Annotated in this window: 25 protein-coding genes and 4 tRNA genes; 16 read left to right on the top strand and 13 right to left on the bottom strand. The window is 40.9% G+C overall.

Annotated features, from left to right (window positions below; genetic code table 11):
* Window positions 1-93: 93 nt before the first annotated feature.
* The 4 genes from D9K81_RS01175 to D9K81_RS01190 all read left to right on the top strand — a co-directional run bounded on the left by D9K81_RS01175 (window position 94) and on the right by D9K81_RS01190 (window position 684).
* Window positions 94-169, top strand: a tRNA-Lys gene (locus D9K81_RS01175).
* 22 nt (window positions 170-191) lie between these two features.
* Window positions 192-267 (top strand) — tRNA-Lys (locus D9K81_RS01180).
* Between the two features lie 47 nt (window positions 268-314).
* A tRNA-Lys gene (locus D9K81_RS01185) sits at window positions 315-390 on the top strand.
* Between the two features lie 218 nt (window positions 391-608).
* Window positions 609-684: transfer RNA gene (locus D9K81_RS01190), tRNA-Lys, on the top strand.
* A gap of 29 nt (window positions 685-713) precedes the next feature.
* Here D9K81_RS01190 and D9K81_RS01195 read toward each other — a convergent pair.
* Complete coding sequence (locus tag D9K81_RS01195) at window positions 714-1,379, bottom strand: hypothetical protein (RefSeq protein WP_147395917.1); 666 nt, start codon at window positions 1,377-1,379, stop codon at window positions 714-716.
* Window positions 1,380-1,667: 288 nt separating this feature from the next.
* Here D9K81_RS01195 and D9K81_RS01200 point away from each other — a divergent pair, with 288 nt between their 5' ends.
* Complete coding sequence (locus D9K81_RS01200; RefSeq protein WP_120374657.1) at window positions 1,668-1,928, top strand: PspC domain-containing protein; 261 nt, start codon at window positions 1,668-1,670, stop codon at window positions 1,926-1,928.
* A 125-nt stretch (window positions 1,929-2,053) separates the two neighbouring features.
* Here D9K81_RS01200 and D9K81_RS01205 read toward each other — a convergent pair whose 3' ends face one another.
* On the bottom strand, window positions 2,054-3,175 hold the full coding sequence (locus D9K81_RS01205) for an HPP family protein (protein WP_120374656.1): 1,122 nt from the start codon (window positions 3,173-3,175) through the stop codon (window positions 2,054-2,056).
* A 180-nt stretch (window positions 3,176-3,355) separates the two neighbouring features.
* Between D9K81_RS01205 and D9K81_RS01210 the strand changes: the two genes are divergently transcribed.
* The 7 genes from D9K81_RS01210 (at window position 3,356) to D9K81_RS01245 (ending at window position 10,636) form a co-directional block, all read left to right on the top strand.
* Entirely contained in the window at window positions 3,356-3,820 is a 465-nt protein-coding gene (locus D9K81_RS01210; protein ID WP_147395916.1) for a hypothetical protein, read from the top strand.
* 84 nt (window positions 3,821-3,904) lie between these two features.
* Complete coding sequence (gene glyQ, locus D9K81_RS01215; protein ID WP_120374654.1) at window positions 3,905-4,894, top strand: glycine--tRNA ligase subunit alpha; 990 nt, start codon at window positions 3,905-3,907, stop codon at window positions 4,892-4,894.
* Window positions 4,894-6,963 (top strand): glycine--tRNA ligase subunit beta, encoded by a 2,070-nt coding sequence (glyS, locus tag D9K81_RS01220; RefSeq protein WP_120374653.1) that lies wholly within the window; start codon window positions 4,894-4,896, stop codon window positions 6,961-6,963. Before glyQ ends, glyS begins: the two co-directional genes overlap by 1 nt.
* Window positions 6,964-7,137: 174 nt before the next feature.
* Window positions 7,138-7,536, top strand: a complete 399-nt coding sequence (locus D9K81_RS01225) for a hypothetical protein (protein WP_120374652.1) — start codon at window positions 7,138-7,140, stop codon at window positions 7,534-7,536.
* Window positions 7,537-8,217: 681 nt separating this feature from the next.
* Window positions 8,218-9,306 carry a YaaC family protein gene (locus tag D9K81_RS01235; RefSeq protein ID WP_120374651.1) on the top strand — a complete coding sequence of 363 codons (1,089 nt, stop codon included), beginning with the start codon at window positions 8,218-8,220 and terminating at the stop codon, window positions 9,304-9,306.
* 89 nt (window positions 9,307-9,395) lie between these two features.
* Entirely contained in the window at window positions 9,396-9,785 is a 390-nt protein-coding gene (locus tag D9K81_RS01240) for a hypothetical protein (protein WP_120374650.1), read from the top strand.
* Between the two features lie 314 nt (window positions 9,786-10,099).
* Window positions 10,100-10,636 carry a hypothetical protein gene (locus D9K81_RS01245; RefSeq protein WP_120374649.1) on the top strand — a complete coding sequence of 179 codons (537 nt, stop codon included), beginning with the start codon at window positions 10,100-10,102 and terminating at the stop codon, window positions 10,634-10,636.
* A gap of 69 nt (window positions 10,637-10,705) precedes the next feature.
* Here D9K81_RS01245 and D9K81_RS01250 read toward each other — a convergent pair whose 3' ends face one another.
* The 3 genes from D9K81_RS01250 to D9K81_RS01260 all read right to left on the bottom strand — a co-directional run bounded on the left by D9K81_RS01250 (window position 10,706) and on the right by D9K81_RS01260 (window position 13,370).
* Window positions 10,706-11,662 carry a 2-hydroxyacid dehydrogenase gene (locus D9K81_RS01250; protein WP_120374648.1) on the bottom strand — a complete coding sequence of 319 codons (957 nt, stop codon included), beginning with the start codon at window positions 11,660-11,662 and terminating at the stop codon, window positions 10,706-10,708.
* Between the two features lie 114 nt (window positions 11,663-11,776).
* Window positions 11,777-11,983 (bottom strand): hypothetical protein, encoded by a 207-nt coding sequence (locus D9K81_RS01255; RefSeq protein WP_120374647.1) that lies wholly within the window; start codon window positions 11,981-11,983, stop codon window positions 11,777-11,779.
* Between the two features lie 112 nt (window positions 11,984-12,095).
* Complete coding sequence (locus D9K81_RS01260) at window positions 12,096-13,370, bottom strand: hypothetical protein (protein WP_120374646.1); 1,275 nt, start codon at window positions 13,368-13,370, stop codon at window positions 12,096-12,098.
* 122 nt (window positions 13,371-13,492) lie between these two features.
* Between D9K81_RS01260 and D9K81_RS01265 the strand changes: the two genes are divergently transcribed.
* Both D9K81_RS01265 and D9K81_RS01270 read left to right on the top strand, forming a co-directional pair.
* The gene (locus D9K81_RS01265; RefSeq protein ID WP_120374645.1) at window positions 13,493-14,269 is read left to right on the top strand and encodes a class I SAM-dependent methyltransferase; all 777 of its coding nucleotides are present in this window, start codon (window positions 13,493-13,495) and stop codon (window positions 14,267-14,269) included.
* 8 nt (window positions 14,270-14,277) lie between these two features.
* Entirely contained in the window at window positions 14,278-14,880 is a 603-nt protein-coding gene (locus D9K81_RS01270; protein ID WP_120374644.1) for a hypothetical protein, read from the top strand.
* A gap of 66 nt (window positions 14,881-14,946) precedes the next feature.
* Here D9K81_RS01270 and D9K81_RS01275 read toward each other — a convergent pair whose 3' ends face one another.
* The 3 genes from D9K81_RS01275 to D9K81_RS01285 all read right to left on the bottom strand — a co-directional run bounded on the left by D9K81_RS01275 (window position 14,947) and on the right by D9K81_RS01285 (window position 17,281).
* A complete protein-coding gene (locus tag D9K81_RS01275; RefSeq protein ID WP_120374643.1) occupies window positions 14,947-15,357 on the bottom strand; it encodes a GFA family protein in 411 nt (136 codons plus the stop codon).
* Between the two features lie 68 nt (window positions 15,358-15,425).
* Window positions 15,426-16,625 carry a TIGR03862 family flavoprotein gene (locus tag D9K81_RS01280; protein ID WP_120374704.1) on the bottom strand — a complete coding sequence of 400 codons (1,200 nt, stop codon included), beginning with the start codon at window positions 16,623-16,625 and terminating at the stop codon, window positions 15,426-15,428.
* A 2-nt stretch (window positions 16,626-16,627) separates the two neighbouring features.
* Window positions 16,628-17,281: a class I SAM-dependent methyltransferase gene (locus D9K81_RS01285; RefSeq protein WP_171406848.1), complete on the bottom strand. Its 654-nt coding sequence runs from the start codon at window positions 17,279-17,281 to the stop codon at window positions 16,628-16,630.
* A gap of 86 nt (window positions 17,282-17,367) precedes the next feature.
* Between D9K81_RS01285 and D9K81_RS01290 the strand changes: the two genes are divergently transcribed.
* The gene (locus D9K81_RS01290; protein WP_120374641.1) at window positions 17,368-17,541 is read left to right on the top strand and encodes a DNA gyrase inhibitor YacG; all 174 of its coding nucleotides are present in this window, start codon (window positions 17,368-17,370) and stop codon (window positions 17,539-17,541) included.
* A 719-nt stretch (window positions 17,542-18,260) separates the two neighbouring features.
* Here the strand turns inward: D9K81_RS01290 and D9K81_RS01300 are convergent.
* From D9K81_RS01300 to D9K81_RS01320, 5 genes are all read right to left on the bottom strand, one after another.
* On the bottom strand, window positions 18,261-18,905 hold the full coding sequence (locus tag D9K81_RS01300) for an MBL fold metallo-hydrolase (protein WP_120374639.1): 645 nt from the start codon (window positions 18,903-18,905) through the stop codon (window positions 18,261-18,263).
* 18 nt (window positions 18,906-18,923) lie between these two features.
* The gene (hemH, locus tag D9K81_RS01305) at window positions 18,924-19,937 is read right to left on the bottom strand and encodes a ferrochelatase (protein WP_120374638.1); all 1,014 of its coding nucleotides are present in this window, start codon (window positions 19,935-19,937) and stop codon (window positions 18,924-18,926) included.
* A 64-nt stretch (window positions 19,938-20,001) separates the two neighbouring features.
* Window positions 20,002-21,030 carry a DUF4062 domain-containing protein gene (locus D9K81_RS01310; protein ID WP_120374637.1) on the bottom strand — a complete coding sequence of 343 codons (1,029 nt, stop codon included), beginning with the start codon at window positions 21,028-21,030 and terminating at the stop codon, window positions 20,002-20,004.
* A 130-nt stretch (window positions 21,031-21,160) separates the two neighbouring features.
* Entirely contained in the window at window positions 21,161-22,033 is an 873-nt protein-coding gene (gene murI / locus D9K81_RS01315) for a glutamate racemase (RefSeq protein WP_120374636.1), read from the bottom strand.
* 45 nt (window positions 22,034-22,078) lie between these two features.
* Window positions 22,079-22,690 (bottom strand): DUF1285 domain-containing protein, encoded by a 612-nt coding sequence (locus tag D9K81_RS01320; protein ID WP_120374635.1) that lies wholly within the window; start codon window positions 22,688-22,690, stop codon window positions 22,079-22,081.
* A gap of 191 nt (window positions 22,691-22,881) precedes the next feature.
* Between D9K81_RS01320 and D9K81_RS01325 the strand changes: the two genes are divergently transcribed.
* Window positions 22,882-24,594, top strand: a complete 1,713-nt coding sequence (locus tag D9K81_RS01325) for an electron transfer flavoprotein-ubiquinone oxidoreductase (protein ID WP_120374634.1) — start codon at window positions 22,882-22,884, stop codon at window positions 24,592-24,594.
* Window positions 24,595-24,851: the final 257 nt, after the last annotated feature.

Below are 24,851 nucleotides of genomic sequence, written 5' to 3' on the forward strand. Positions count from 1 at the left end.
TTTGTTGTATTTATAAACAAACAAAAGCAAGTTTATGATTTTTTACTTGCGCTCCATCTATATCTTGCTACAATACGCACCATCAAGTGATATGGGTCGTTAGCTCAGTTGGTAGAGCAGTAGACTTTTAATCTATTGGTCCCGCGTTCGAGTCGCGGACGACCCACCATTTACTTCGATACCCCAAAGATGGGTCGTTAGCTCAGTTGGTAGAGCAGTAGACTTTTAATCTATTGGTCCCGCGTTCGAGTCGCGGACGACCCACCATCTTTCTAAAACATCTGTTTTAGACTAAAATGCAGTATACCCCCTAAGGGTCGTTAGCTCAGTTGGTAGAGCAGTAGACTTTTAATCTATTGGTCCCGCGTTCGAGTCGCGGACGACCCACCATTCTTTCTTAGGGCTTCTTTCTTCCGGCATGCGAAGAAAAAGAAACCTGCAAGTTCCGACCAAGACTCATTGCCCATTCGGGTTTATTTGCCATTCTCGAAATTTTGCTATACCGATGTTGCAATCACGGTGCTTTTTTGTATTTATACATTATAGAATTTTTATTGCACTCGGGTGAATTATTAAACTAATGCTTAAAATTCACTGATCCTTACTCAGGGTTGTTAGCTCAGCTGGTAGAGCAGTAGACTCTTAATCTATTGGTCGTGGGTTCGAACCCCACACAACCCACCACATTCCTAATCTCTTTTCAGTTTGCATGCTCATTGAGCAGACGTTGTTTGGATTTTTTCTAATACATAAGCTTTCATGGGCATTGGATTTCCCTCAGCAAAGTATTGCTGATTCGTTTCAGTCACATTGGCAATTTTATCTAAATCCATCACAATATTTTTTTGACTATTAATATCGTAAAAAAAATCTACCCCAGAAGCCCGATGCAAAATAATTTGATGCACATTGGGATCATAAGACCAACGATCCTGACGATACTGTTGATTAGAAGTAAAAGTAATTGAGCCACGATGTTTAATCATGCGATGCGCTATACCATTGGGTAATAAACTAACAATAAAATCTGCTTCGCCACTATCGCAGCCCACATAAGCATCATCGCAATTAATTTTTGTGACATAACGTCCAACATAGGGCAATGCCTCTTTCGCCACTAAACCCACATTGCTAGATTGCTTAGCGCTGATACTCCCTTCCTGCCCTAAAGCCACATCTAATAAAGCACGCCCCTTTTGACTTTCGGCATCCAATGCGCCTACTTGCACAACATCTTTTTTTAAGTTACGACCTTGATCCTCAGATGAACCACATCCCATAAGTGTAAAGCATGACAAAGCCACTCCCCCCAATACAACCTGCTTAACACCCAAATATCGGCAATGCGTCCACAAGTGAAGAACCCTTAAAATTTTCATCAGCAAAATCTGCCTTAACCTCATATATGGTAATCGCTCGCTCGTCTGACTTCAGAAAAACTCTAGATTTTATCGAGATGCGTAATTTTTACATTTTTTAGAATTTAATCTATGCCACTGTTATTTTATAAGCCCTTGTTCTTTTACATATCTTTACGTTTTATTTTATAAAAAACCTTTAAAAAATTGTTCCATGTCACCATTTTAAAAGTATGGATGCATTGTTGAGTTCAATCTGATCACTCACCTCATGCTTCATATAACAATTGATGAATTAAGGAGACTTGAATGGCCAATGTTGGTTTATATCGTTCTAACCGTTCAAACATGATTGCGGGTGTGATGGGCGGTATTGCTGAACGTTTTGGTTGGAATGCAAATTTGTTGCGCGTTATTTTCGTGATCGTTTCATGTATGAGTGCAGCATTTCCAGGGATTTTGGTGTATTTGGTTTTATGGCTGGTCATTCCGAAACAGCAAAACCAATACAAAAATATGCAAGGTTATGACCACCCTGTACGTACTGTAAATAATGATCCACTGCAATAATCTGCATTTAAATTTCAGGTTATTTTAATTTTAATCTGTTGTTATAAGCACAATAGAAATCCCTTAGACCTGTTTGGTCGCTGTAGGTTTTCCCCCAAAAGCCTACAGCTTTTTTTTGCCTATATTTAAGTGGTTTTTTGCATCTGATAAATTTGCTGATTCAGCGCTGCAATCATATCCGCGCGACTAATCATGCCCACCAATTTTTTATCGTCCACCACTGGAATATAGTTAAACGAGCGCTCAACAAAATAAGGGACTAAATCTTGAATGGGTTGCTGTGGCTTCACTGTAACCACTTGCGGATTCATAATTTGGTACACATGCTCCTCCCAAGTGGCTTTGGGATCTGCGGCGCGCTTAAACCACTCCACAACATCGTACAGCGCTAAGGTACCAACCAAATGCTCAGCACCTTCCACTTTAGCGACCACAGGTAAACTCATTAAATTAATTTGTTTAAATTTATCTAAAGCTGTTTGAATCGGTTCATCTGCACACAGAGAAATCACTTGTGCACTCATAATGTCAGCACAGCAAAATTGACTTATAGAGCGACGATTTGCCAAATGCTGTGCTTCTAAAATAATTTTTTGTAAGTCATATTCACTAATATCGAGTAGCTGGCTCTGAGCTTCCAACACCTGCTGAATATCCGCGGGCTGAATAGAGACCTTTTGCGTTGGGGTCGGATCTGCTGTTCGGGTATTTAGTTGAGGAGGCTGTGGGTACTGCTTACCCAATAAGCGGTTATACAAAATAGCCACCACCATGAGCAGTACAGAATTTAATAGCACAGGATAAAATAAAAAGGCATAACCCAAATCCTGCACCGCCTTACCACCCAATACCGCCGTAATCGCCACAGCACCACTTGGTGGATGCAAAGAATCTGTACTCATCATCAGAACAATCGCCAATGCCACAGCGATACTAAATGCTTCTGTTTGATTGGGTATCCAAAGCGCGCAAGTTACGCCTATCAGAGCCGCAATACTGTTCCCCACCACCATATTCCACGGCTGTGCTAATGGGCTGGCTGGAATAGCAAATAATAAGACTGATGAAGCCCCCATGGGTGCGATATACCATGCATTTAAATGACCTAGTGCAAGCCAGCTCATAAATGAAGACAGGCTTAAACCCAATAATGCCCCTATCCCGCACAATAGACGGTCTTTGATAGGCAGGATTTTAAAATTGGGTTTTAAGATATTGATCCAAGCGAATTCCTTTACACGAAACACGAGATGCCTGATTTGTTGTTTTGGTATGATTCAAATTATAAAACAAAGTCAGCCAAAGATAGATTTAAATTACATCTTTAAAATCATATTACCCGCTTTATTGACAATATTTATGCCATGATCTGATCACTATAGAATATGTTGATCGCGATAGGCAGCTTAGAGAATGAAATGAATTGTATGTTATCCAACGCGATGCAAGTCTTGTCTTTAAAGCTCCATGTAAATCGTGAGCAAATCCAAAAATGTCTCCTTTGGGCGCCACTTTATACTTGTCTGATCTGTTTCGGCTTTGTTTATATCCTGATTCTTATTTCCAGCAATTTCGATTTCAAATCTTCTCTTGAAATACTGTTCATCATTACCGCATACAGCGCCGTCATTTTAATCACCTACTATGTACTGACATGCATTTTTATTTATATGGCGCAACTTTGGCTGATGAAGCGCAGAAAACTAAATTTTTGGTGGATTATGCTCAGCGCAATCATGCTGAGCTGTATTTTCATCTTAATGGTATTGCTACTTGGCCCCAGCATGCTCGGGATGATTCCCGCAACTCCAATAGTAGCCACGCCAATTGCACTGTGTTACTGGCTTTTACTCCTCCGCCAACATCAAAAAAACACTAAAAAATCGGGCTGACAAATTTATGGACTAACCTTTGCCACACACCCCCAAAATCCTTATAATTGAGCACAATTTTTATCTAATTTTAAGTGGATGACCATGAGTCGCGCCATATCGCATATTGATACCTTCCAAGGCTTAATTCTTGCCTTACAAAATTACTGGGCTGAGCAAGGCTGTGTCGTACTTCAGCCTTATGACATGGAAATGGGCGCTGGTACATTCCACACAGCAACATTCCTTCGTGCTTTAGGGCCTGAAACTTGGAATGCCGCTTATGTTCAGCCTTCTCGTCGTCCTAAAGACGGCCGTTATGGTGAAAACCCGAACCGTTTACAGCATTATTACCAATTCCAAGTGGTGCTTAAGCCAAACCCAGACAACATTCAACAGTTGTACCTCGACTCGCTCAAAGCAATTGGCATTGACCCACTGGTACACGACATCCGTTTTGTAGAAGACAACTGGGAATCTCCAACACTAGGCGCTTGGGGCTTAGGTTGGGAAGTTTGGTTAAATGGTATGGAAGTAACTCAGTTTACTTACTTCCAACAAGTCGGTGGTGTTGAATGCTACCCTGTGACTGGCGAAATCACGTATGGTCTTGAACGTCTTGCTATGTATTTACAAGGTGTAGATTCTGTTTACGATTTGGTTTGGACCAAAGGCCAATTTGGTACAGTCACTTATGGCGATGTATTCCATCAAAATGAAGTTGAACAATCGACTTATAACTTTGAATATGCAAACGTTGAAAAAATGTTTGAACTATTCGACTTCTATGAAGCTGAAGCAACGCGTTTAATTGAAGCAAAATTGCCACTTCCTGCATACGAGCAAGTGATTAAAGCATCACACAGCTTTAACTTGTTAGATGCTCGCGGTGCGATTTCTGTAACTGAACGTCAACGTTATATTTTACGTGTACGTTCATTGGCTCGTGCTATTGCAACCAGTTATGTTCAAGCCCGCGCGGAATTAGGTTTCCCTATGGCAGAACCTGAACTACGCGATGAAGTTTTAGCGCAGTTAAAAGCACAAGTTGAAGCGGAAGCCGCTCAAGCAGAAAAATCAGCGGAGAGCAAATAATGTCTAAACATACTGTTTTATTTGAACTTGGCTGTGAAGAACTTCCACCAAAAAGCTTAAAAAAATTACGTGATGCTTTGCAAGCAGAAACCGTAAAAGGCTTAAAAGATGCTGGCTTAGCTTTCGATGCTATCGAAGCCTATGCTGCGCCACGTCGTTTAGCTTTAAAAATTGTTAATGTTGACGCAGCTCAAGCAGACACACAAAAACGTTTTGACGGCCCTGCAAAACAAGCAGCATTTGATGCTGAAGGTAAACCGACTAAAGCTCTTGAAGGCTTTATGCGTGGTCAAGGCATCACGGTTGATCAAGTCTCAACTTTCCAAGCAGGTAAAGTTGAAAAAGTTTGCTACTTAAAAGATGTAAAAGGCCAAAGCCTTGATGTGCTTTTACCGCAAATTTTACAAACTGCGTTGGACAACCTACCAATTGCAAAACGTATGCGTTCTGCAGCAAGCCGTACTGAATTCGTGCGTCCTGTAAAATGGGTTGTATTGCTAAAAGACAATGATGTGGTTGATGCAACCATTCAAGATCATAAAGCGGGTAACGTGACTTATGGTCACCGTTTCCATGCACCTGAGGCGATCACTTTAGCAAATGCTGATGACTACTTAACAAAATTAAAAGCTGCTCACGTTGTGGCATCTTTTGAAGAACGTCAAGCAATCATCGACCAACAAGTGAAAGCACTTGCGGATGAAGTGAATGCGATTGCAATTGTGCCTGCGGACCTTCGTGATGAAGTGACTGCACTCGTTGAATGGCCTGTTGCACTTCGTGCGAGCTTTGAAGAGCGCTTCCTTGCGGTTCCTCAAGAAGCTTTGATTACCACCATGCAGGACAACCAAAAATACTTCTGCTTAGTGAACAGCGATAACAAACTTCAACCTTACTTTATTACTGTGTCAAATATTGAGTCAAAAGACCCGACACAAATTATTGAAGGTAACGAGAAAGTAGTTCGTCCGCGTTTATCGGATGCTGAATTCTTCTTCTTACAAGACCAAAAGCAACCGCTTGCTTCTCGTAAAGAGAAACTTGCGAATATGGTTTTCCAAGCAGAACTAGGTACGCTTTGGGATAAATCGACACGTATTGCGAAATTGGCTGTGGCTTTGTCGGCTATGACAGGTGCGAATCCTGCGGATGCTGAGAAAGCTGCCCTTCTTGCCAAGTGTGATTTAACTTCTGAGTTAGTGGGCGAATTCCCTGAACTTCAAGGTATTGCGGGCACTTACTACGCGCGCCTTGAAGGTGAAAATGCTGAAGTGGCTGAGTCTTTAGGCGAGCAGTATTTACCTAAATTTGCGGGTGACGTTTTACCAAAAACTAAAACGGGTACTACCATTGCCCTTGCGGATCGTTTAGACACGCTCACAGGTATTTTTGGTATTGGTCAAGCACCTACAGGTTCGAAAGACCCATTTGCACTTCGTCGTTCTGCCATTGGCATTTTGCGTTTAGTGACTGAAAACGAGCTTGATGTATCTATTGAAGATTTAATCAAACTTGCACTTGCTGCTTATGGTGATGTATTAAAAGATCATGCCAAGACTTTGGCGGATGCTGTTGCATTCTTAGAAGGTCGTTACCGTGCGAAATACGAAGACCAAGGCGTAGCTGTTGATGTGATTCAAGCCGTTCAAGCGTTGTCTCCAAAATCTCCGCTTGATTTTGACAAGCGTGTGAATGCGGTAAATCACTTCCGTAACTTGCCTGAAGCTGCTGCGCTTGCTGCTGCGAATAAGCGTGTTGCGAATATCTTAGCGAAAGAAGCTACACCTGAAGGTGCTGTAGTTGAAGCAAACTTGGTTGAAGATGCTGAAAAAGCATTGTTCGCTGAACTTGCTAAAATTTCGCCTCAAGTTGAGCCGTTATTTGCTGCCAAAGACTACACTGCTGCCTTGTCTGCACTTGCTGCACTTCGTGCACCAGTTGATGCTTTCTTTGACGGTGTAATGGTGATGGCAGATGATGCTGACCTAAAAGCAAACCGTTTACGTATGCTTGCACAACTTCGTGACTTGTTTACGAAAGTGGCTGATATTTCGGTGTTACAGCACTAAGATTTAGATATAAAAAACCCGCTTTAGAGCGGGTTTTTTATTACTTTTAATATTTTCTTACAGCTTAATTCAGTATGCATAAATAAAATTATTTTTAATTTCATAAACTTATTCAAATCATTTATTCTATAATCCCCCAAAATATTCAATAATTTTAGAGGGGAATATTCAAAAGTGAAAAAATTATTCGTTTTACCGTTATTGTTGGCGTTAGCTTTTGCTGAAACTGGGTGTTCTGCTGTTATGGCTGCTAAACAACCTCAGAAGAAAGATTTATCAGTTATTGCGCAAGGTATGCCACGCAGTGCCATTTTGGCTGAAATTGGCTCTCCAATTTCCAGTGAGACGAAACAGGATGGTAAGCGTATTGATGTATTCTCGTTTACCCAAGGCTACAGCACTGCAAACCGTGTTGGACGTACGCTATTCCACGGTGTTGCTGATGTCGCGACATTAGGTTTGTGGGAAGTCGTAGCAACCCCGACTGAAGCGACTTTTGACGGTAAAAAGACAGCTTTTGAAGTGACTTATGATGCCAATGACCGTGTGGAAAAATTTGTGCGCCTTCAATAAGGCTAAATTTGAAATAACACAGGAATCCTGCTAGAAATAGCGGGATTTTTTTATAAGAACAATACATGCCCAATGTTAAAAATAAAGGGTTTTTCCGTTCTGACCTATACTTTTTTTATCATTCACGCTACTCGTTTCATGTTTCTTGCTCTGGAAATTGTATCTGCATATTCCAAATAAGTAGGATATAAGCGGTTTGTTTTTATGATTGTTTCGGCTGTAGGTGGTTTTCTTGGAATCGTCATTTTGGCTGTGTCCTTACCGCGTTTAGACCATTCACTTCGGTATTTAGACTCTTGTAAACTGGTACTCAATATTCTTTACTGGCTTTCGAGCACCGCTATTTTTGTGCTGCTAGGTATTACACAGTTTTTTCATAACAATCCTCTTATATTATTGGTTATTTGTTTTAGTGTTTTTCACCAGCCTGTATTCTTCAGTGATTCCCGTTGTAGACATGCAGAAGAAAGACTGGCTGATGATGGGCGAGATATTAGGCGGATTGGTGTTACTATTCTTTTTTCCTAAAACTTAATGATTGAAAGAAGGCATTAGGCTTACTCAGCTTCGTGACTTGTTTACGCAAGTAGAGGATTTTTCGGTGTTGCAACACTAATCGTTACAGATTGTAATTGATTAAAAAAACCGCTATTTTGATAGCATTTTTTCACTGAGCTTAAAATGAGTAAACTATTAGAAAAAGGCGATATAGCTCTATTCAAATACAATAAACTACGTTTTTCTTTCGCAAATCTTAAAGCTGGAGATCAGCACATTTTAACTAGCGACCCATGGTCTCTCATAAACTCACATTTACAGCAAAAAATTTCTAAAAGTAGAGGTGAAAACAAAACTTTCCTAGAGAGAGCCTTATACTTTTCATCACTTGCAGAATCCTTCTATAAAGCAGCTAATAGCATTTTACTTCCCACAAGAGCTACTCTTTTATATTACGGGATGCTCAACTTAGTAAAATGTTTTCTTTCTTATAAAAAAATTGAACTTGAAACAGTCCATGAACACCATGGATTAAATTTACCCTTAGGTACAAATGGTCAAATTCAAGCTAAACCTAAGTCAAATGAAGGCGTAAATATATTTGCAACTTTTTCAGAATTATTAGGAAAAAAAATCAACCATCCTTTAAATATAAACTTCAGACAAGCAGTAATTAATATTCCTGAGATCCATAGTCTTTGTCATAGTTTAGAATTGATAAATAAAAGAAAACTTTTACCAATTTCAATTGAAATATTATGCAACTCAGAACACAATAAATTTTTTACCGAGGTAATAATAGATAATGAACAAAAGACTAAAGTTGACATGGGTAAATTTCTAAAAACTGAACGACAAAAGTATTTTATAAATGGTTTACCCCGTGAGGGAAAAATAGTCTACCGCTCAAAAAGAAGAAAATCGTTCAATAAAGAGAATATTAATACTATCTATCAAAATATTTTAAAAGATTACAGTAAGTTTGATATTGTTCCAATTCTGACAAACACAGGCTATCGCTATTATGTTGATTTAAAAAATCCCGAACTACCGCATCTGGCATATTCTTTACTTTGCATGTTCTATTTAGGTACAGTAGCCCGTTATAGACCTAACGAAGCAAATGAGTTATTAGAAGGTACATTAAGACCCGTTGTAAGTGAATTTGTTAATCTTTCACCCAATCAATTCTTATATCAACTGTGCTCTATTTTATTAGAAAAAGAATGTGTTGTGCCATTTTCCTCAATCACACCAATGAGCACTATTTAAATAGATTAGTTCAATCGAAAGTAGGTATAGGCAATTCCATATAGAATCCCTATACTCAGGAACAACAACACTCAACAAGAAAGAACCTTATGAAACTAAAAGCACTCATTTTGACTGGTCTTGCGGGTCTTGCATTAAGCGCTTGTACATCTGCTCCAACCATTCCGCAAATTCAAGCTGGTGCATTACAAGAAGTCTCAAACATTGATGTCTACCCAAATACCACCAACAACAAAGCACAGCTGAACAAGCTCGTAGACAAATGCGTGATTGAATTTACGGGCCAGCTGGAAAATGGCAAAGTGGTAGAGCAATGGACATTTAAAGGCTTAACGCTAATTTCTGCAGGCTCTGCAACATTTGCTAAAGATGGCACGAGTACCGCAACAGGTTTTGACTTACATGCACCAGAAGTTCAAAAGAACTTCCTTGCTTTACGTCATCATTTTGCAAAAGAAGCCGTTGCTCAATGTGACTAAGCACTTGCTTATTCTTCATCACTCATCTGCTGTATGAGTGATGAAGCCTTATTCCTTATTTCAGTTTTGCAGTGACCCGCCAAAATTTAAAATGATGTCGTGGTATTAACGCATCTCATACCTCGCCTAACCATACGGCGCATTCTGCCAGATAAATTGTTTTAGCCTACTTTTTACTTCATGCACGTGTATAAAAATACCTGTTCTGCTGTATCAATTTTGCAGTTCTGTATGCAAAATCCTATCAAAGCATGTTAATACATGAGTAGATCTATTTTTTGTTTGCCCCTTTCGGCACTTGAGGCTGTCTTTCTATGCGTATATTAAAAACCGTAATTTGTTCAGGGCTTTTTTTGGCATCTGCATCTATCTGGGCACAAGAAACCAATAGCACCAGCAGTGCCGAAACCACACAAAAAATCGTACAACCTTATGGTAATAACCCAAATATCTTTCATGTTTGGGCTTATAAAGCACAAGAAGGCGTGATTGGCGCAGCCAAAAATGTAGGTGAAATAACCGAACGAGGCGTAGCCAAAGTTAAACCGTCTGTAGACCAAGCTTGGGACAACACCAAAAACCTTGCCTCGACTACCGTAAATAAAGTCGATGCAAGTGCAACACAAGCATCCCAAACAGCCAATGCCAAAATTCAGGACAGTAAAGAAACGTTTGGTGGCAAACCACAACACCCTGCTCCTATCGAACATCAGTCTCTAAGCGAGCCATCAAACAATAACAGTCATAATAGCAGTACGATTAGTAACAGCCCGTTAAGCACACCAAACCAAAACCAATCGGCAACTACATCTAGCTCATCTACAACCTCTTATGCTGTGACTGATTTATAAACCCTGCTCTTCACATAAATAAAAAGCCCATCACTTAATGGGCTTTTTTGATTTCATCTTGGCATGAATTTATGCATTCACTTTACGGATTGGGGCACCCGCTTTAAATGCTTGTGTATTTTCCACCATTTGCTGCACTATACGCTGACGTGCATCCACACTGCCCCATGCGCTGTGCGGGGTAATAATTAAATTGGGAATAGATGTATCCAAAAGCACATTACCCTCTTTGGGTGGTTCAACGGTTAATACATCCGTTGCAGCCCCTGCAATGGTTCTCGCCTTTAATGCTTCTGCTAATGCACTTTCATTCACCACGCCACCACGCGCACAGTTAATCAAAAATGCGCTCGATTTCATGGTTGCAAGTGCGGTGGCATCAATCAAATCACGTGTATCTTCAGTGAGTGGGCAATGCAAGCTTAAAAAATCCACTTGAGGAAGCATATCTGCAAATGCTATGCGCTCTGCGCCCGCTGGACGGTTGGGCAAAGCTGCTATTTGAATCTGCATACCAAAAGCACGGGCTAAATTCGCCACTGCCTGCCCCAATTCACCATAGCCCACAATGCCCAAAGTTTTGCCCGAAAGCTCCATAATTGGATAATCTAGTAAGCAAAATTGGCTGGCTTGATTCCATTCGCCTTGTTGCACAGCGCGGTCATACTGACAGAAAGAAGTGGCCAAATTCAGCATCAGCATCAGCGTATGCTGTGCCACTGCGGCAGTCCCATAGCCTTGGCAATTACATACAGTAATGCCCTGCTGGGTCGCCTGTACCAAATCAATATTATTGGTCCCTGTCGCAGAAATTAGAATCAGTTTTAAATTGGGGCACTGTTGCATAGTTGCTACATCAATCACCACTTTGTTGCTAATGATCACATCCACATTTTGCACACGAGATAACAACTGGTCGGTGCTGGTACCTTCATACAGCTGTAAATCATCAAATACCGCATGCAACGCACTAAAATCTAAATCGTTTTTATCCAAAGATGCGTAATCTAAATATACCGCCTTCATGTGCTTTCCTTAAATGAGATGGGTTCAATGCATAAACTGGGCTGTTTTTGCATTTAATCGAACAACGCGTGAAGATTCAAGAAAAACACACGGCTTTAAAATACAAAAAACCCGCTATTTAGCGGGTTTATCTAGATGATAACGAATGGTACTTCGAACACGAATGACCACATATATACTTAGAGCCAACATAATCATCAGTGCGATGGCCAGCACTGTAGCCGAAGATTCTGTCTGAATTAAGTCTTCAGCATAAATCATGGGCGAATAAATTATGCTAAACAATGAAACACATACAGCAAGCATGAATGGAGATTGCATACTGCTTTCCTCGCTTTCAATCTCGTCCTTGGTCTATAGGCATTCCTTGTATTGCCTATATTTCAACCATAGCACTCCCAATTTAAAAAGCAAGTCTCTCCCTGCCAAGGTCTTAGATCTGCCCCTCAGGCTGTGCTACAAACTGGCTGTCGCTGTGTAAATGTTCAGTCATACTGATCGCACCAAATTCATCTGTACTCAAATATTGGGCTTTATATGCCAATGCATAGTAGTCGCTGTACTTCTTCATCATTAAGGGATGATGCCCCACAGGTAAAGCATCTTCTACACGAATGAGTTTCATCATTTGCCGATCATTCATCACCACAATAAAGGCTTGATCATTCCACACAATTTGCACTAAAGCATTGCCTCTGGCATAGATTGGAATCAGAAACTTATGGTTTAAGGCGATGGCACTGGTTGCATAGCTTTCTAACTTTTGGCTAATGACATTAAAAACCAAACCATGTCCAAAGCGGTCACGCAAAATACTGCGCTTTTCTTGAGGCATGGTCACTTCAATGCCCAGCTTACTGAGGTCTTGCTGATCTACTTGTTTGTTACGTAGTAATTCACGCAATATCACTTGCTTTTGTTTGGCGTCAAAAAACTGACCATCCAACATCAAATCATTATTTTTTAAAATTTTGCCCAAAGCGGTTGGATGGCGTGGCAATAAGTTTTCAATCACTTTTCGATAATAAAACTTACTGTTCTTTTTCACCTTTCGCATGCTTTGATAAAAATAACCCGCATCAAAAGGATGGCGAATTAAATCATGGACTAAGGCTGAGCTGGCCAATACGGCAATCGCGTCATGATTGGTATAAGGTAGATGCAAATATTTTGCACTCGGCAAAAGTGGCTTTAAACAGTCCACATGCACACGATCTTCTGCATAGTAAGGATCAAAAATGATGATGTATTCCCGCGACGCCGATACATCGCTGGGCTGTACGCGCATGTTGGCATTCAGCTCAGCTTGATAAAACATGTTATAGCGTGGATCTTCAACATCTGTCGGATCAATCGAATACTGAGGCACCATCGCCACGATACGCTGAATATTCAGCAAGTTAGAATATTTAATAGCAGCATATCCACCCATCGAACCGCCATAAGCAATACGGGTCGCAAAAGGCGCAATCCAGCTTTGAATCTGTTCAAACATGGCCAATATAGATGACTCAGGAAACCATGACTTTTGCTTCGGCATAATCCCAATCACATTAAAGTCATATTTATGCAATGACTTTTCGGCATTGATGCTATTGCCCTTCGCACGTGTAATCAAATCACCAAATGAGAAAACCAATTCGTCTGAAGTGCCTTTTAAAAAAATGACCCGTATTTGGTCATCTTCAAAAATAATGTCTTTATCCATCGTTGTCCTGTTTAAAAAATCCCTTTCTGCTCATGTCACTTGATTTGAATCTGCTGGCAAAAGGTCGCCTGCATAAGAATATGCTATTTTATATCGGTGATAAGGATTAAAAAGTGCAGAATATGACACAATCACTCCATCCTGCTGCAGAAAAAGGCTTTGGTGTTGGCGCCAGCCTCTACCAAAACGTTCGTCCTGATTATCCCCAAGCCATCACGGCATGGCTAAAAGATACCCTTGGGCTACAGACCCATGATCTTTTACTCGACCTTGGTGCAGGTACGGGCAAATTTTTACCCTATCTACAAGTCATCAGTCAGCAGATTTATGCTGCCGATCCTGTAGAAGCCATGTTAACGCAATTGCGTCTGCATCATCCTGATGTTCATACCTTACAGGCCATGAGCGATCAGTTACCAATTGCCAATGATACTGTGCGCGCTATATTTTGTGCACAATCATTTCATTGGTTTGCTACGCTCGATACTTTAGCTGAACTGCATCGCGTGTTGCAAAGCCATGGTCATTTGGTGCTGATTTGGAATCAACGTGATGTGAGCGTGGACTGGGTCAAAGCATTGGCCGATGAGATCTTTCCACTTGAAGGAGATACCCCACGCTACCATAGTGGCGAGTGGCAAAAAGTATTTTCACAGCAAAACTATTTCCAACAACAAGATCAAACCACCTTTCGCCAATTGCATCATGGTACAGTAGAACAAGTGGTCTCCAAGCGCTTATTGTCTACTAGCTTTATTGCTGCCTTGCCTGAACCCGCGCAGCAACATTTAAAACAACGCTTCGAACACATTGTGTATGACTACACAGGCAAACAAGCACAAGATGAAATTGATTTCCCGTACACCACTTATGTGTATGTCTTTAAAAAAAATGATTAGGGCAAGTTATGCATCACATGGTTAAATTTTTGGCGATACCAGCACTGTTAAGTACTACATTTTTCATGCATGGTTGCGAACAAAAAAATACGGCGCAACAATCTAATACTGAAGTCACTCCAGACGATCGTATTATGAAAGAGCTGGCTTCTGAGCCTGTCAAAAGCTTTGCTAAAACAGCACAAGACCCAAATGATATTCGTGCGCTACGTGACTATGATCAACGCTTTACCGCAGTCAGTGACGACATGGAAGATGAGCTGATGCAGATGAAAGAAAGTGGTTCGCTCACTCCAGAATTTGCCGCAGAACGTAAACGTGACAACATTCAATCTACCTTAAGCATGTTAAAAGAATTAGACCTCAAAACTGAACAAGGTCGTTATATTCAAGGCTTGATGTATCAATATTGGGATCAGCAACAACAACTTCAATTGGCCGAAGCACAGGCGCCAAGCCAAGGTGAAAATGTAGTTTCGAGTGCGCATGTCAAAGGTTTAGGCCAGTTTATTCATGCACAAGAGCAACTTGATCACTGGCAAGCTCAATATCCAGAACTGGCACAACTTAATACGCAAGCTACAAGTGATGTAGTCACATCAGCACACTAGTTTAGAACACAAAAAAAGGGTTCCACGTGAACCCTTTTTTTATGAGCTCAAGCAAAAACAAGAGGCTTATGGACGGGTCACATATTGCGGGAGATCATCAGAAATTTGATCCCATTCAGCTTTAGAGCCCACAAAAATATGGCATGTTGGAGCTTGCTCAAGTGGTGTATCCAAAGTCCCAATTCTAAGCCGATAGGTATCAGGGGTTTCCGTTTTAATACTGATGATTGGCGAACCACACTGACTACAAAAGCAACGCTCTACGCCAGCACTTGAACTGAATCGCTTGAAATATGCCTCACCAGAAACCAATTTAAAATCTGCTTTGGCAATCGGCGCATTAACTGCATAAGCACTGCCATTGGCTTTACGGCAACGCTGACAATGGCACTGCACCAGATCGCCAATTGGGCCATCAATGGCATATTGAATCTCGCCACACAAGCAGCTCCCCACATACTGTTGTTTTCTATCCACTGCACTTTCCTCTATGTCCACGTTATTGTTCTGTTCAAGTTCGTATTAAATGCAGTTCCTATATTGGCTTAGTTCGACTGCAAATAAGTATGTACACCTTCGCCGGCTGCCCGCCCTGTCGCAAAGCATGCCGTGAGCAGATAGCCACCCGTAGGTGCATCCCAATCTAACATTTCACCTGCACAAAATAAGCCCGACTGCTGCTTAAGTTGCAACTGTGCAGATAAAACTTCGCGCTTTACCCCACCTGCACAGCTAATGGCTTCTTCTATCGGACGAAAACCTGTTAACGGAATGCATAATGCTTTAATCTGCTTGGCCAATACTTCTGGTTGTGACCATAGTGCTTTCGGCACCAATTCTCGAACCAATGCAGCTTTGGCACTGTCTAAGCCAGCCTTACGCCATACATTACTTTGTGATTGCTTTTTGCTGGGCTGAAGTTTGTGTGCCAATTGCTCTACAGAGAGTTCAGGCATTAAATCCAAATACAGTGTCATGGCCTTTTTTGCTTTAAGCATAGCCCGTAAAGCACGACCTTGTTTATAAATTAAACCACTTTCTAAACCATAATGACTAATGACAATATCGCCTATAGAGCGTTCAGCTGTACCAACCCACGCTTCTACACGCTTTAAGGGTTGACCAAACACAGCGTGCATAAACTGCGACCATGGATACTCTACACCTGCATTACTGGCTTGAAAGGGCTCTATATGTTCTGCTTGCAACCAAGATTGCCATGCACCATCACTTCCGAGTTGCGACCACGACACGGCTCCACAAGCCAAAATTACCGCATCAAAAGCTTCAGTATGGGTTTCATTTTGTTTTAAATCCAACACCGTTAACTGCGTACTTTGCAAATTGGTTACTTGGTGCCGGTAATGAAAGCTTATACCCTGCTCAAGCAAGCGTTTTAACCAGGCACGCAATAAAGGTGCTGCTTTCATCTCAATGGGAAACACTCGACCTGAAGACCCAATATAAGATTCAATGCCTAAGCCTTTCATCCAATTTTGAATCCAAGTAGCATCCCACTGTCGAACCCACGGTGCAAGCCACTCTGCTTGGTCATAACGTTGAATAAACTGGGCTACGGGTTCTGCATGCGAAATATTTAAACCCGTCTTACCTGCCATTAAAAACTTACGCGCAGCAGATGGTTTCTGTTCATAAACATGCACATCATAAGCATATTGGCTGAGCACTTCAGCAGCCATTAAACCTGCTGGGCCAGCGCCAATGATCGCAACTCGCTTTTTCATCATTAGGCTTCAATATTCATTGCAGGTGTCGTTTGACCCTGCAAAGGTTGAAAATCATCAAAACGCGTTGAATAAGATGCAGGTTTAGTGATAATCAATTGCTGGCACAACTCACCACGCTCTAAATATTTAATTTCAAAATGTGTACGGGCTGAATCAGGAGCAATCACTTCTTTCACAAAAGGAAGCTTCCATACATCAATGAGCTGTTGCTGTGCTTCAGCAATATATTCAGGAATATTACTGGCCAATGTGATCGTACCGCCCACTTCTAAGCGCGACAGTAAAAACTCAAAAAATGGCATATTTAACCAACGTTGAGCTGGATTATGTGGCTCAGGATTAGGATATAAAATAAAAAATTGCTGTACTTGTGCAGGAAATAACGCATGAACAACCCAAGGCAATGCATCTGCATGAATAGGCTGTAAATTATTTTGACCCTCAATGCCATGTTGTTTTTGCATCGCAACAAATTTTTCACGAGTGCGCTCTACCGCAATTAATTGTTTGTCGGGATTAGATGCACTAAACAATAACGCGTGCTTACCTTTACCAGCACCAATTTCCACACAAATCGGTTGATTGGCAATAGCTTGGAAATCACGAGGTGCATGCATGCGCTGCGCTTGAAATTGACGAATCGGCATAATCAGATCAAACTAATAAAAACCGTACAAGTCTAACAAGTGTCGCGGTTTTTGCCTAATTGAATCATTTGATGTACTTGGAGTCACCCACTATGTCCACTTCTCTGAACTGCCCACGTTGTGGCGAGCTGACTGTTTGGGAAAACAACGTATACCGCCCATTTTGTTCAGAGCGTTGCAAACTGATCGATTTTGGCGCTTGGGCAAACGACGAATATAGCTTGCCCACACAAGATGCGCCTCAAGCAGATGGCTCTGAGGAATAATATCCTCGACGTTGAAAACTTATCTTTGTATCTGATGTAGAGAGGAATCTGATCCTCTCTTAACATTCAACATCACTTCTCATTCACTCCCCCCTCTAATAAGCGCCAAACACCAATATTTTTTATCCCCTTATATCATTTAATTTGTGCTCACTGTGCCTCCCAAAAATGGGAAGTTTTAAATACATTCTCATGCTTTATATTTTTTAGTTTTGTTGCAGATAACCTGATGTCACACATGTTCATTTTTTAGTGAAAAATGACCTTTTTTGTCAATCACTTAGGGTTCAATATTTTTATTTCTACCTCTATCTTTTTTTTAAGATTTAATTAAGAATATTGTCATTAATTCAGATTATAAATAGTCATGAATACTCGACATGTATTCATCATTTAAGTGTGCTTGCGTTTTGCACATGAATAGACTTAAGCCATTTTAGCGGTCTAACAAAAACACCTTTAAAAATGGCGTTAAAACAAAAAAGTGCTTTGGGGGAGAGCAGATTTAGATGAAAGCAAAACTGATGTGCGTCATTATGGCGATATTTATTTTAACGAGTTTGGGTTGTTTAATCATTGGAATACACAACTCGGATCTTATCTTTGTATTCATCGGGCTGTTAATGGGAACAGCCTCAAGCCTGATGTATTTTGAGGTAAAAAAGGAATATAGCAATCCTTTTAATAAAGACTGAAGCCGAAGCTCCAGTCTGAAGTACTTAGCCAGCTTTGCTTGCAACAAAGGGATTATGTTGCTTTTCAAAGCCAATGCTACTGATTGGACCATGTCCAGAAATAAACTGAGTTTCATCTGGCAAGCTAAAACATTCACGTTGAATAGAATCTAGCAATTGCTGGTGATTTCCGCGTGGGAAATCCGTACGGCCAATAGAACCTTTAAATAGCACATCACCTGTCCAAAGCAGCCCATATTGAGCATTGTAGAACATCACATGACCCGGTGTATGACCTGGCGCAAAGCGTACTTCAAATTTTTCAGTGCCCAGTTGAAGTACTTCACCGCCTTCGAGCCAAGTCGTCACTGCAACTTTTTCTGGGATTGGGAAGCCATATTTTGCAGACACTTCCTGAATCATATCCAACCAAAATGCATCTTCTTTATGTGGCCCAATCACAGGCACATCCCACAATTTTTGTAGTGTACCCACCGCACCTGCATGATCTAAATGCCCATGTGTTAACCACAATGCTTGAACGGTCAAACCTAAAGCTTCAACTTCAGCTTTTAATTTTTCTGGCTCACCGCCCGCATCAATTAAAATGGCCTCTTTGCTAACCGAATCCCAAACAATGGAACAATTTTGCTGAAATGCCGTGACAGGCACAATTTTTACTTGGAGCATGTGGCGAGACCTCAAAAATCAATGCGCTAAAGTATGCTTTAAAGTATCAAGATTAGCTTGAAGCAAACTATTGAGCAATTGCAAATGATCAGCACGGTTGTTTAAGGCTGGAATATACGCATAAGAACCGCCGCCTGCCTCACGAAACAAGGTCGCATTTTCGATGGCCAATTCTTCTAAGGTCTCTAAACAATCGGCAGAAAAAGCAGGACTTAATACTTGTACTGACTTCACGCCTTGTGTGGCCCACTCAGCCAGTAAAGCATCTGTATAGGGCTTCACCCACTCTTGCTTACCAAAACGTGATTGGAAACTCACTGCATATTCATGCTCTTTTAGGCCCAATGCTTGTGCAAGCAAGGTACCAGTTACACGGCAACGATCCGCATAGGGATCACCCTTATCGGCATAAGGCTGTGGAATACCGTGAAAAGACATTAAAAGCTTTTCTGGGCGCCCATGAACAGCTTGATAGTCTCGAACACTTTGCGCCAACGCTTGGATAAATAGCGGGTGCTGATAATAATCGCGAATGATCGACAAGCCAGGTAAGTTACGCTGTGTAGGTAACCACTTAGCCACAGCATCATATAAAGGCGCGGTTGAAGTTGCTGAATACTGCGGAAATAACGGTAAAAGAATGACATGGTCAACGACTTGCTGACTAATATCTTCTAATACTTGGTAAATACTGGGCTGTCCATAAGTCATTGCTGGCACAACATTTAGCTCAAACTCAGGGTTATCTGCTAATAACTGTTGCTCTACGGCATTCACTTGTTGTAACAAGATTTCACGCATGGGTGAGTCTGCTTGCCAAACCGATGCATAAGCATGTGCCACGCGTTTTGGGCGAAACGGTAAAATAAACAAGCGTAAAATGAGTTGCCAAATGGGTTTTGGAATCTCAATCACACGCTGATCGGATAAAAACTGCTTTAGAAACCGACGCACTGCAGGTACAGTCGGCGCATCAGGCGTTCCTAAATTGGCTAAAATCACCGTCACTTTTGCTTTAGGCGCAGAAGACATCACGCTATTCCTATGAATTTAGACCAATCTACTGTATCAGCTTTAAATAAATTTATTAAATAGATTAATTTAAAGATTTAAATTGAAAACTCCGATCAGAATCTAATAAATTGCTTTCCAGCAATTTTGTGGCCTTTGACGTCACTTGCCAAAGCATGCGCTGACGATCATCACGTCCAGATTGCACTATCCACTCATTTTGTCGCATTTGCATTTTAATACTGTGTAAAGCACGAATATTAATTTGGGCACGTGCAACTGCATGCGCACGAGGCATTTCTATACGCGCATCTGACAAGCCATTTTCATTTAAATATTCATTCATCCGCTTGGAAAAATACTCTTCCGGCGTTGGATTCATAAATGTGGTGCCCAAAATACTCAGCATTTGTGCCCATGTTAATTTTTTCTGAATTTTTAATTCTTTAAAATTACCATCTTGGTAGGCATGCATACGGTATTCAAACGCAAAAACTTCATGCATCGACACTTTAGGTAAAGATAGAAATGGATCGACTTCTCGCTTGCCTACATCCGTTTCTAATTGTTGGATTTTATCTTTTAAAGCATCAATTTCATCTTGCAATACTTGGGTGTTTTGTGGACGTACCCAACCTACTGCTGGATAGCGCTCCAACATTTGTGACATATTTAAACGCACTGCCATTTCTAAATCGCGCAGACTACGATACGTAAAAATTTGATCCACTTCATTTTGCAAGAGTTGACGAAATTCTTTGAACTTTTCAACCAATTCTGGCTTTTGATCTTGTAGTGCATGATCACGTGAAGAAGGCTCATCATGCATAAATACAATAATTGGCTTCTGCTTTGTCACTGCATAAATATATTCAAGGTGCATATAGCCAACACCCGATACAGATTGCTCGCCATAAGAGCTACCTAATAAGATAATCACATAATCACAGTCATCAATTTGGCGACGTGCAAATGCAGTACTCAATGGTGTCCGTTGCTCTAAGCCCCAGGAGAAAAAGCCCATTCCCACAAGAGTCTGAGCTAAAATCATGCGTTCAGGTTGCATTTCGCTCCCTGACGTTGAAATAAATACTTGATAACGCTTATCGAGCATTGGTTATCCTCTTCCAAGTGCACATTACAGTTACTGTGACTAAAGTCACAACATGTTCTGCGATATGACTACCCCAAATAAATAATTTTTAATTAATTAATTCAAAAGACTAACTTAAGTTATTTGATCATTAAATACCAATATTTTTAATGCTCCAAGTCAAATCAGACGCAATAAGATGACTTAGAATTGACTTTAACTGATCTGCATTTTGCCCACTGACATAACATTCAATGCGCACATGCTCTGGTTGCCCATCATGTTCAAATAATAACTCATTTTTAATTAAAATTCGGGCTGTTTGTCGCGCAACGGCAGCTCCAGAGTCAATTAATGTCATTTTCTGACCAAAAATATGCTGAATTGCGCCTTTTAAGAAGGGATAGTGTGTACAACCGAGTACCAAATAATCCACATTTTGCTCTATGGCAGGCTGTAACACCTCTTTCAATGTTGCTAAACATGCCTCACTCATCTGAGCACCAGCCTCAACAAAAGGCACCAAATCTAGGCAGGTGATCGTGAGCACTTCAACCTGAGCAGGTTCAGCAAAACGGGTCATCACATCTTTAATTAATTGACCACGGAAAGTCGCAGGTGTTGCCAGTACCGCAACTTTTTTTGATTTGGTTTGTAATACCGCTGGCTTAAGGGCTGGAACTAAACCAATAATCGGAAAGTTTTCGCCATAGTGTTCACGTAAATAATCCAGACTAAATGCAGAAGCGGTATTGCAGGCCACCACCGCAATTTTACAACCTTGACGATATAACCACTCAATCGCATGGGCGGTTAGTTCACGAATATTTTGATCTTCTCGTGGCCCGTATGGCACATGTGCAGTATCTGCATAATATAGAATACGTTCTTTGGGTAAATAACGTGCAATTTCTTGTGCAATCGATAGCCCCCCAATGCCCGAGTCAAAGATTCCAATCGGTGCATCAGGCCCAGCTTTGGGCATTGGATCATGGAGTGGGTATAGAGGATATATCGCGCTCATAGTACAGAGTTAAATTAGACGTATTCGATTCAGAAAGCTTAAACCTCAGCTGTCTAATTGCAATAGCAAATTACCACTTTTCAGCCTTAATTGAGCTTCACCTTGTGCATTTTCAGTGAGCTCACCCATTTGCACCAAATGCATAAATGCTGCGCGCTGAATTAAAGCATTTAAACCAAATCGAACCTGTACATAAGGCCTTAGCTCACCTGCAAATTCACGCATAAAGATACGATGTGCTTCATCCACGATGATGACATCGTCTGTAGATGTTGTGAGTTGTAGATAAGTTTGACCTTCTATCTGAATTTCATCTACCTGATTGACAAATAATGGTTCATCTTCCACCTGTATTTCAATCTGCTCAACTGGCGTTTTTAAATAGAAATTATCATCTTCTTTCCAAAGTACTGTAGAGAAGAGGTTAATGAGGGATTGGCGTTTGATCAATTGACCTTCGTGCCACCATTCCCCATTGGCTTTTATCTTCAAATCCATTGCGCCACAATGCTTTGGATGCCATTGCTCTAATGGAGGAATTGACTTTTTGTGACCGAACTGTCCATCTTTTAAGTATTGTGCAATTGCCATTAAATTTTTATTATCGGTTTGAGCTGTTTCTTTCGTCGAATTTGAGGGATTTTCATGATTATTCATAGCAGAAGACCTTACTGACGGAAAAATAATATGATTCAGCCAATTGGCTAGAACAAGGTTTAAAACTATACTAGCCCATAATATAAAAGGCACGATAATAAATTTGTGTCTAGGAATTCAGTACACTCATGGCAGCGCCGTTAGTGAAAATCTAAATGGTTGCCACCTTCAAAAAATATGAGGAGTCCTACATGGAACACATCGAACGTGAATCGATGGAATTTGACGTCGTCATCGTTGGTGCAGGCCCTGCGGGTCTTTCTGCCGCGATCAAAATTCGTCAACTTGCAATTGAAAATAACCTGAACGATTTGTCCGTTTGTGTCGTGGAAAAGGGCTCCGAAGTTGGTGCACACATTTTATCAGGTGCTGTGCTTGAACCACGTGCAATCAATGAACTTTTCCCTGACTGGAAAGAACAAGGCGCGCCTTTAAATGTGCCTGTGACTGAAGACAAAACCTATTTCTTATTGTCTGATGAAAAGTCTCAGGAAATGCCTCATTGGATGGTGCCTAAAACCATGCACAACGATGGTAACTATGTGATCTCACTCGGTAACGTCGTTCGTTGGTTAGGGACCAAAGCTGAAGAACTTGAAGTGTCAATCTTCCCTGGCTTTGCAGCATCAGAAATTCTTTACCATGAAGATGGCACAGTAAAAGGTATTCAAACTGGTGACATGGGCATTGGTAAAGATGGCGAACCAACGCACAACTTTGCTCCGGGCTATGAGCTTCATGCAAAATATACAATTTTTGCAGAAGGTTGCCGTGGTCATTTAGGTAAACGTTTAATTTCTCAATTTAATTTAGATAAAGATGCTGATCCGCAACATTACGGTATTGGTATTAAAGAGCTGTGGGAAATCGATCCTGCAAAACATAAAGCAGGTACGGTGATGCACGGTGCGGGCTGGCCTTTAACTGAAACAGGTTCTTCAGGTGGCTGGTGGTTATACCACGCAGAAAACAACCAAGTGACTTTGGGTATGATCGTGGACTTATCATATACCAACCCACATATGTATCCATTCATGGAAATGCAACGTTGGAAAACCCATCCACTGATCAAGCAATTCCTTGAAGGTGGTAAACGTATTTCTTATGGCGCACGTGCTGTGGTGAAAGGTGGCTTTAACTCGCTTCCTAAGTTCACATTCCCTGGTGGCTCTTTAATTGGTGATGATGCTGGCTTCTTAAACTTTGCCAAAATCAAAGGCTCTCACACGGCCATGAAATCAGGCATGCTGTGTGGTGAAGCAGTATTTGAAGCGATTGCTGCGGGTGTTGAAAAAGGTGGTGACCTTGCCATTGCACGTGTGACTGAAGGTGAAGACTTCTTTGCCAAAGAAGTAACAGCATACACAGAGAAGTTTAACAACAGCTGGTTGAAAGAAGAGCTGTATAACGCACGTAACTTCGGCCCTGCAATGCATAAGTTTGGTACTTTCGGTGGTGGTGCATTTAACTTTATTGACCAAAACATCTTTAAAGTGCCATTTACACTACGTGACTTACAGCCAGATTACAGCGCACTCAAAACTGTTGAAGCGAACAATGTGAAGCCGAACTATCCAAAACCAGATGGTAAGCTCACTTTTGACCGTTTATCTTCTGTATTCGTATCCAATACCGTACATGAAGAAAACCAGCCTGCTCACTTGAAACTGACAGATGCTTCTATTCCAGTGAATGTAAACTTACCTAAATGGGATGAGCCTGCACAGCGCTACTGCCCTGCAGGTGTGTATGAAATTATGGAAGAAAATGACGGTTCGAAGCGTTTCCAAATTAACGCTGCCAACTGTGTTCACTGTAAGACTTGTGACATCAAAGATCCATCACAAAACATTACTTGGGTAACACCTGAGGGTGGCGGTGGTCCAAACTACCCAAATATGTAATCTCTTTTGAGATAAAAAACAAACCCGCTTAGGCGGGTTTATTTTTTAAATTTCAACATACAACTAGATAAAAATTTTTAAATAGAAAAAATATAAAATAAATAAACCTGCAAAAAGATACATAATAAAATTATTTAAAGTACTCTCTTCTTCTAATTCACTAGATTTAATATAAGTAAAAACTACTAGGGCTAATAAAATTAATATTATAAAAAAACCTAAAAACTGTCCATTTCGTAAATTTCTTCAACTCTTCC

Origin of the sequence: Acinetobacter chengduensis, assembly GCF_003664645.1 — a bacterium.
In the GTDB taxonomy this organism is placed as follows: Bacteria; Pseudomonadota; Gammaproteobacteria; order Pseudomonadales; family Moraxellaceae; genus Acinetobacter; species Acinetobacter chengduensis.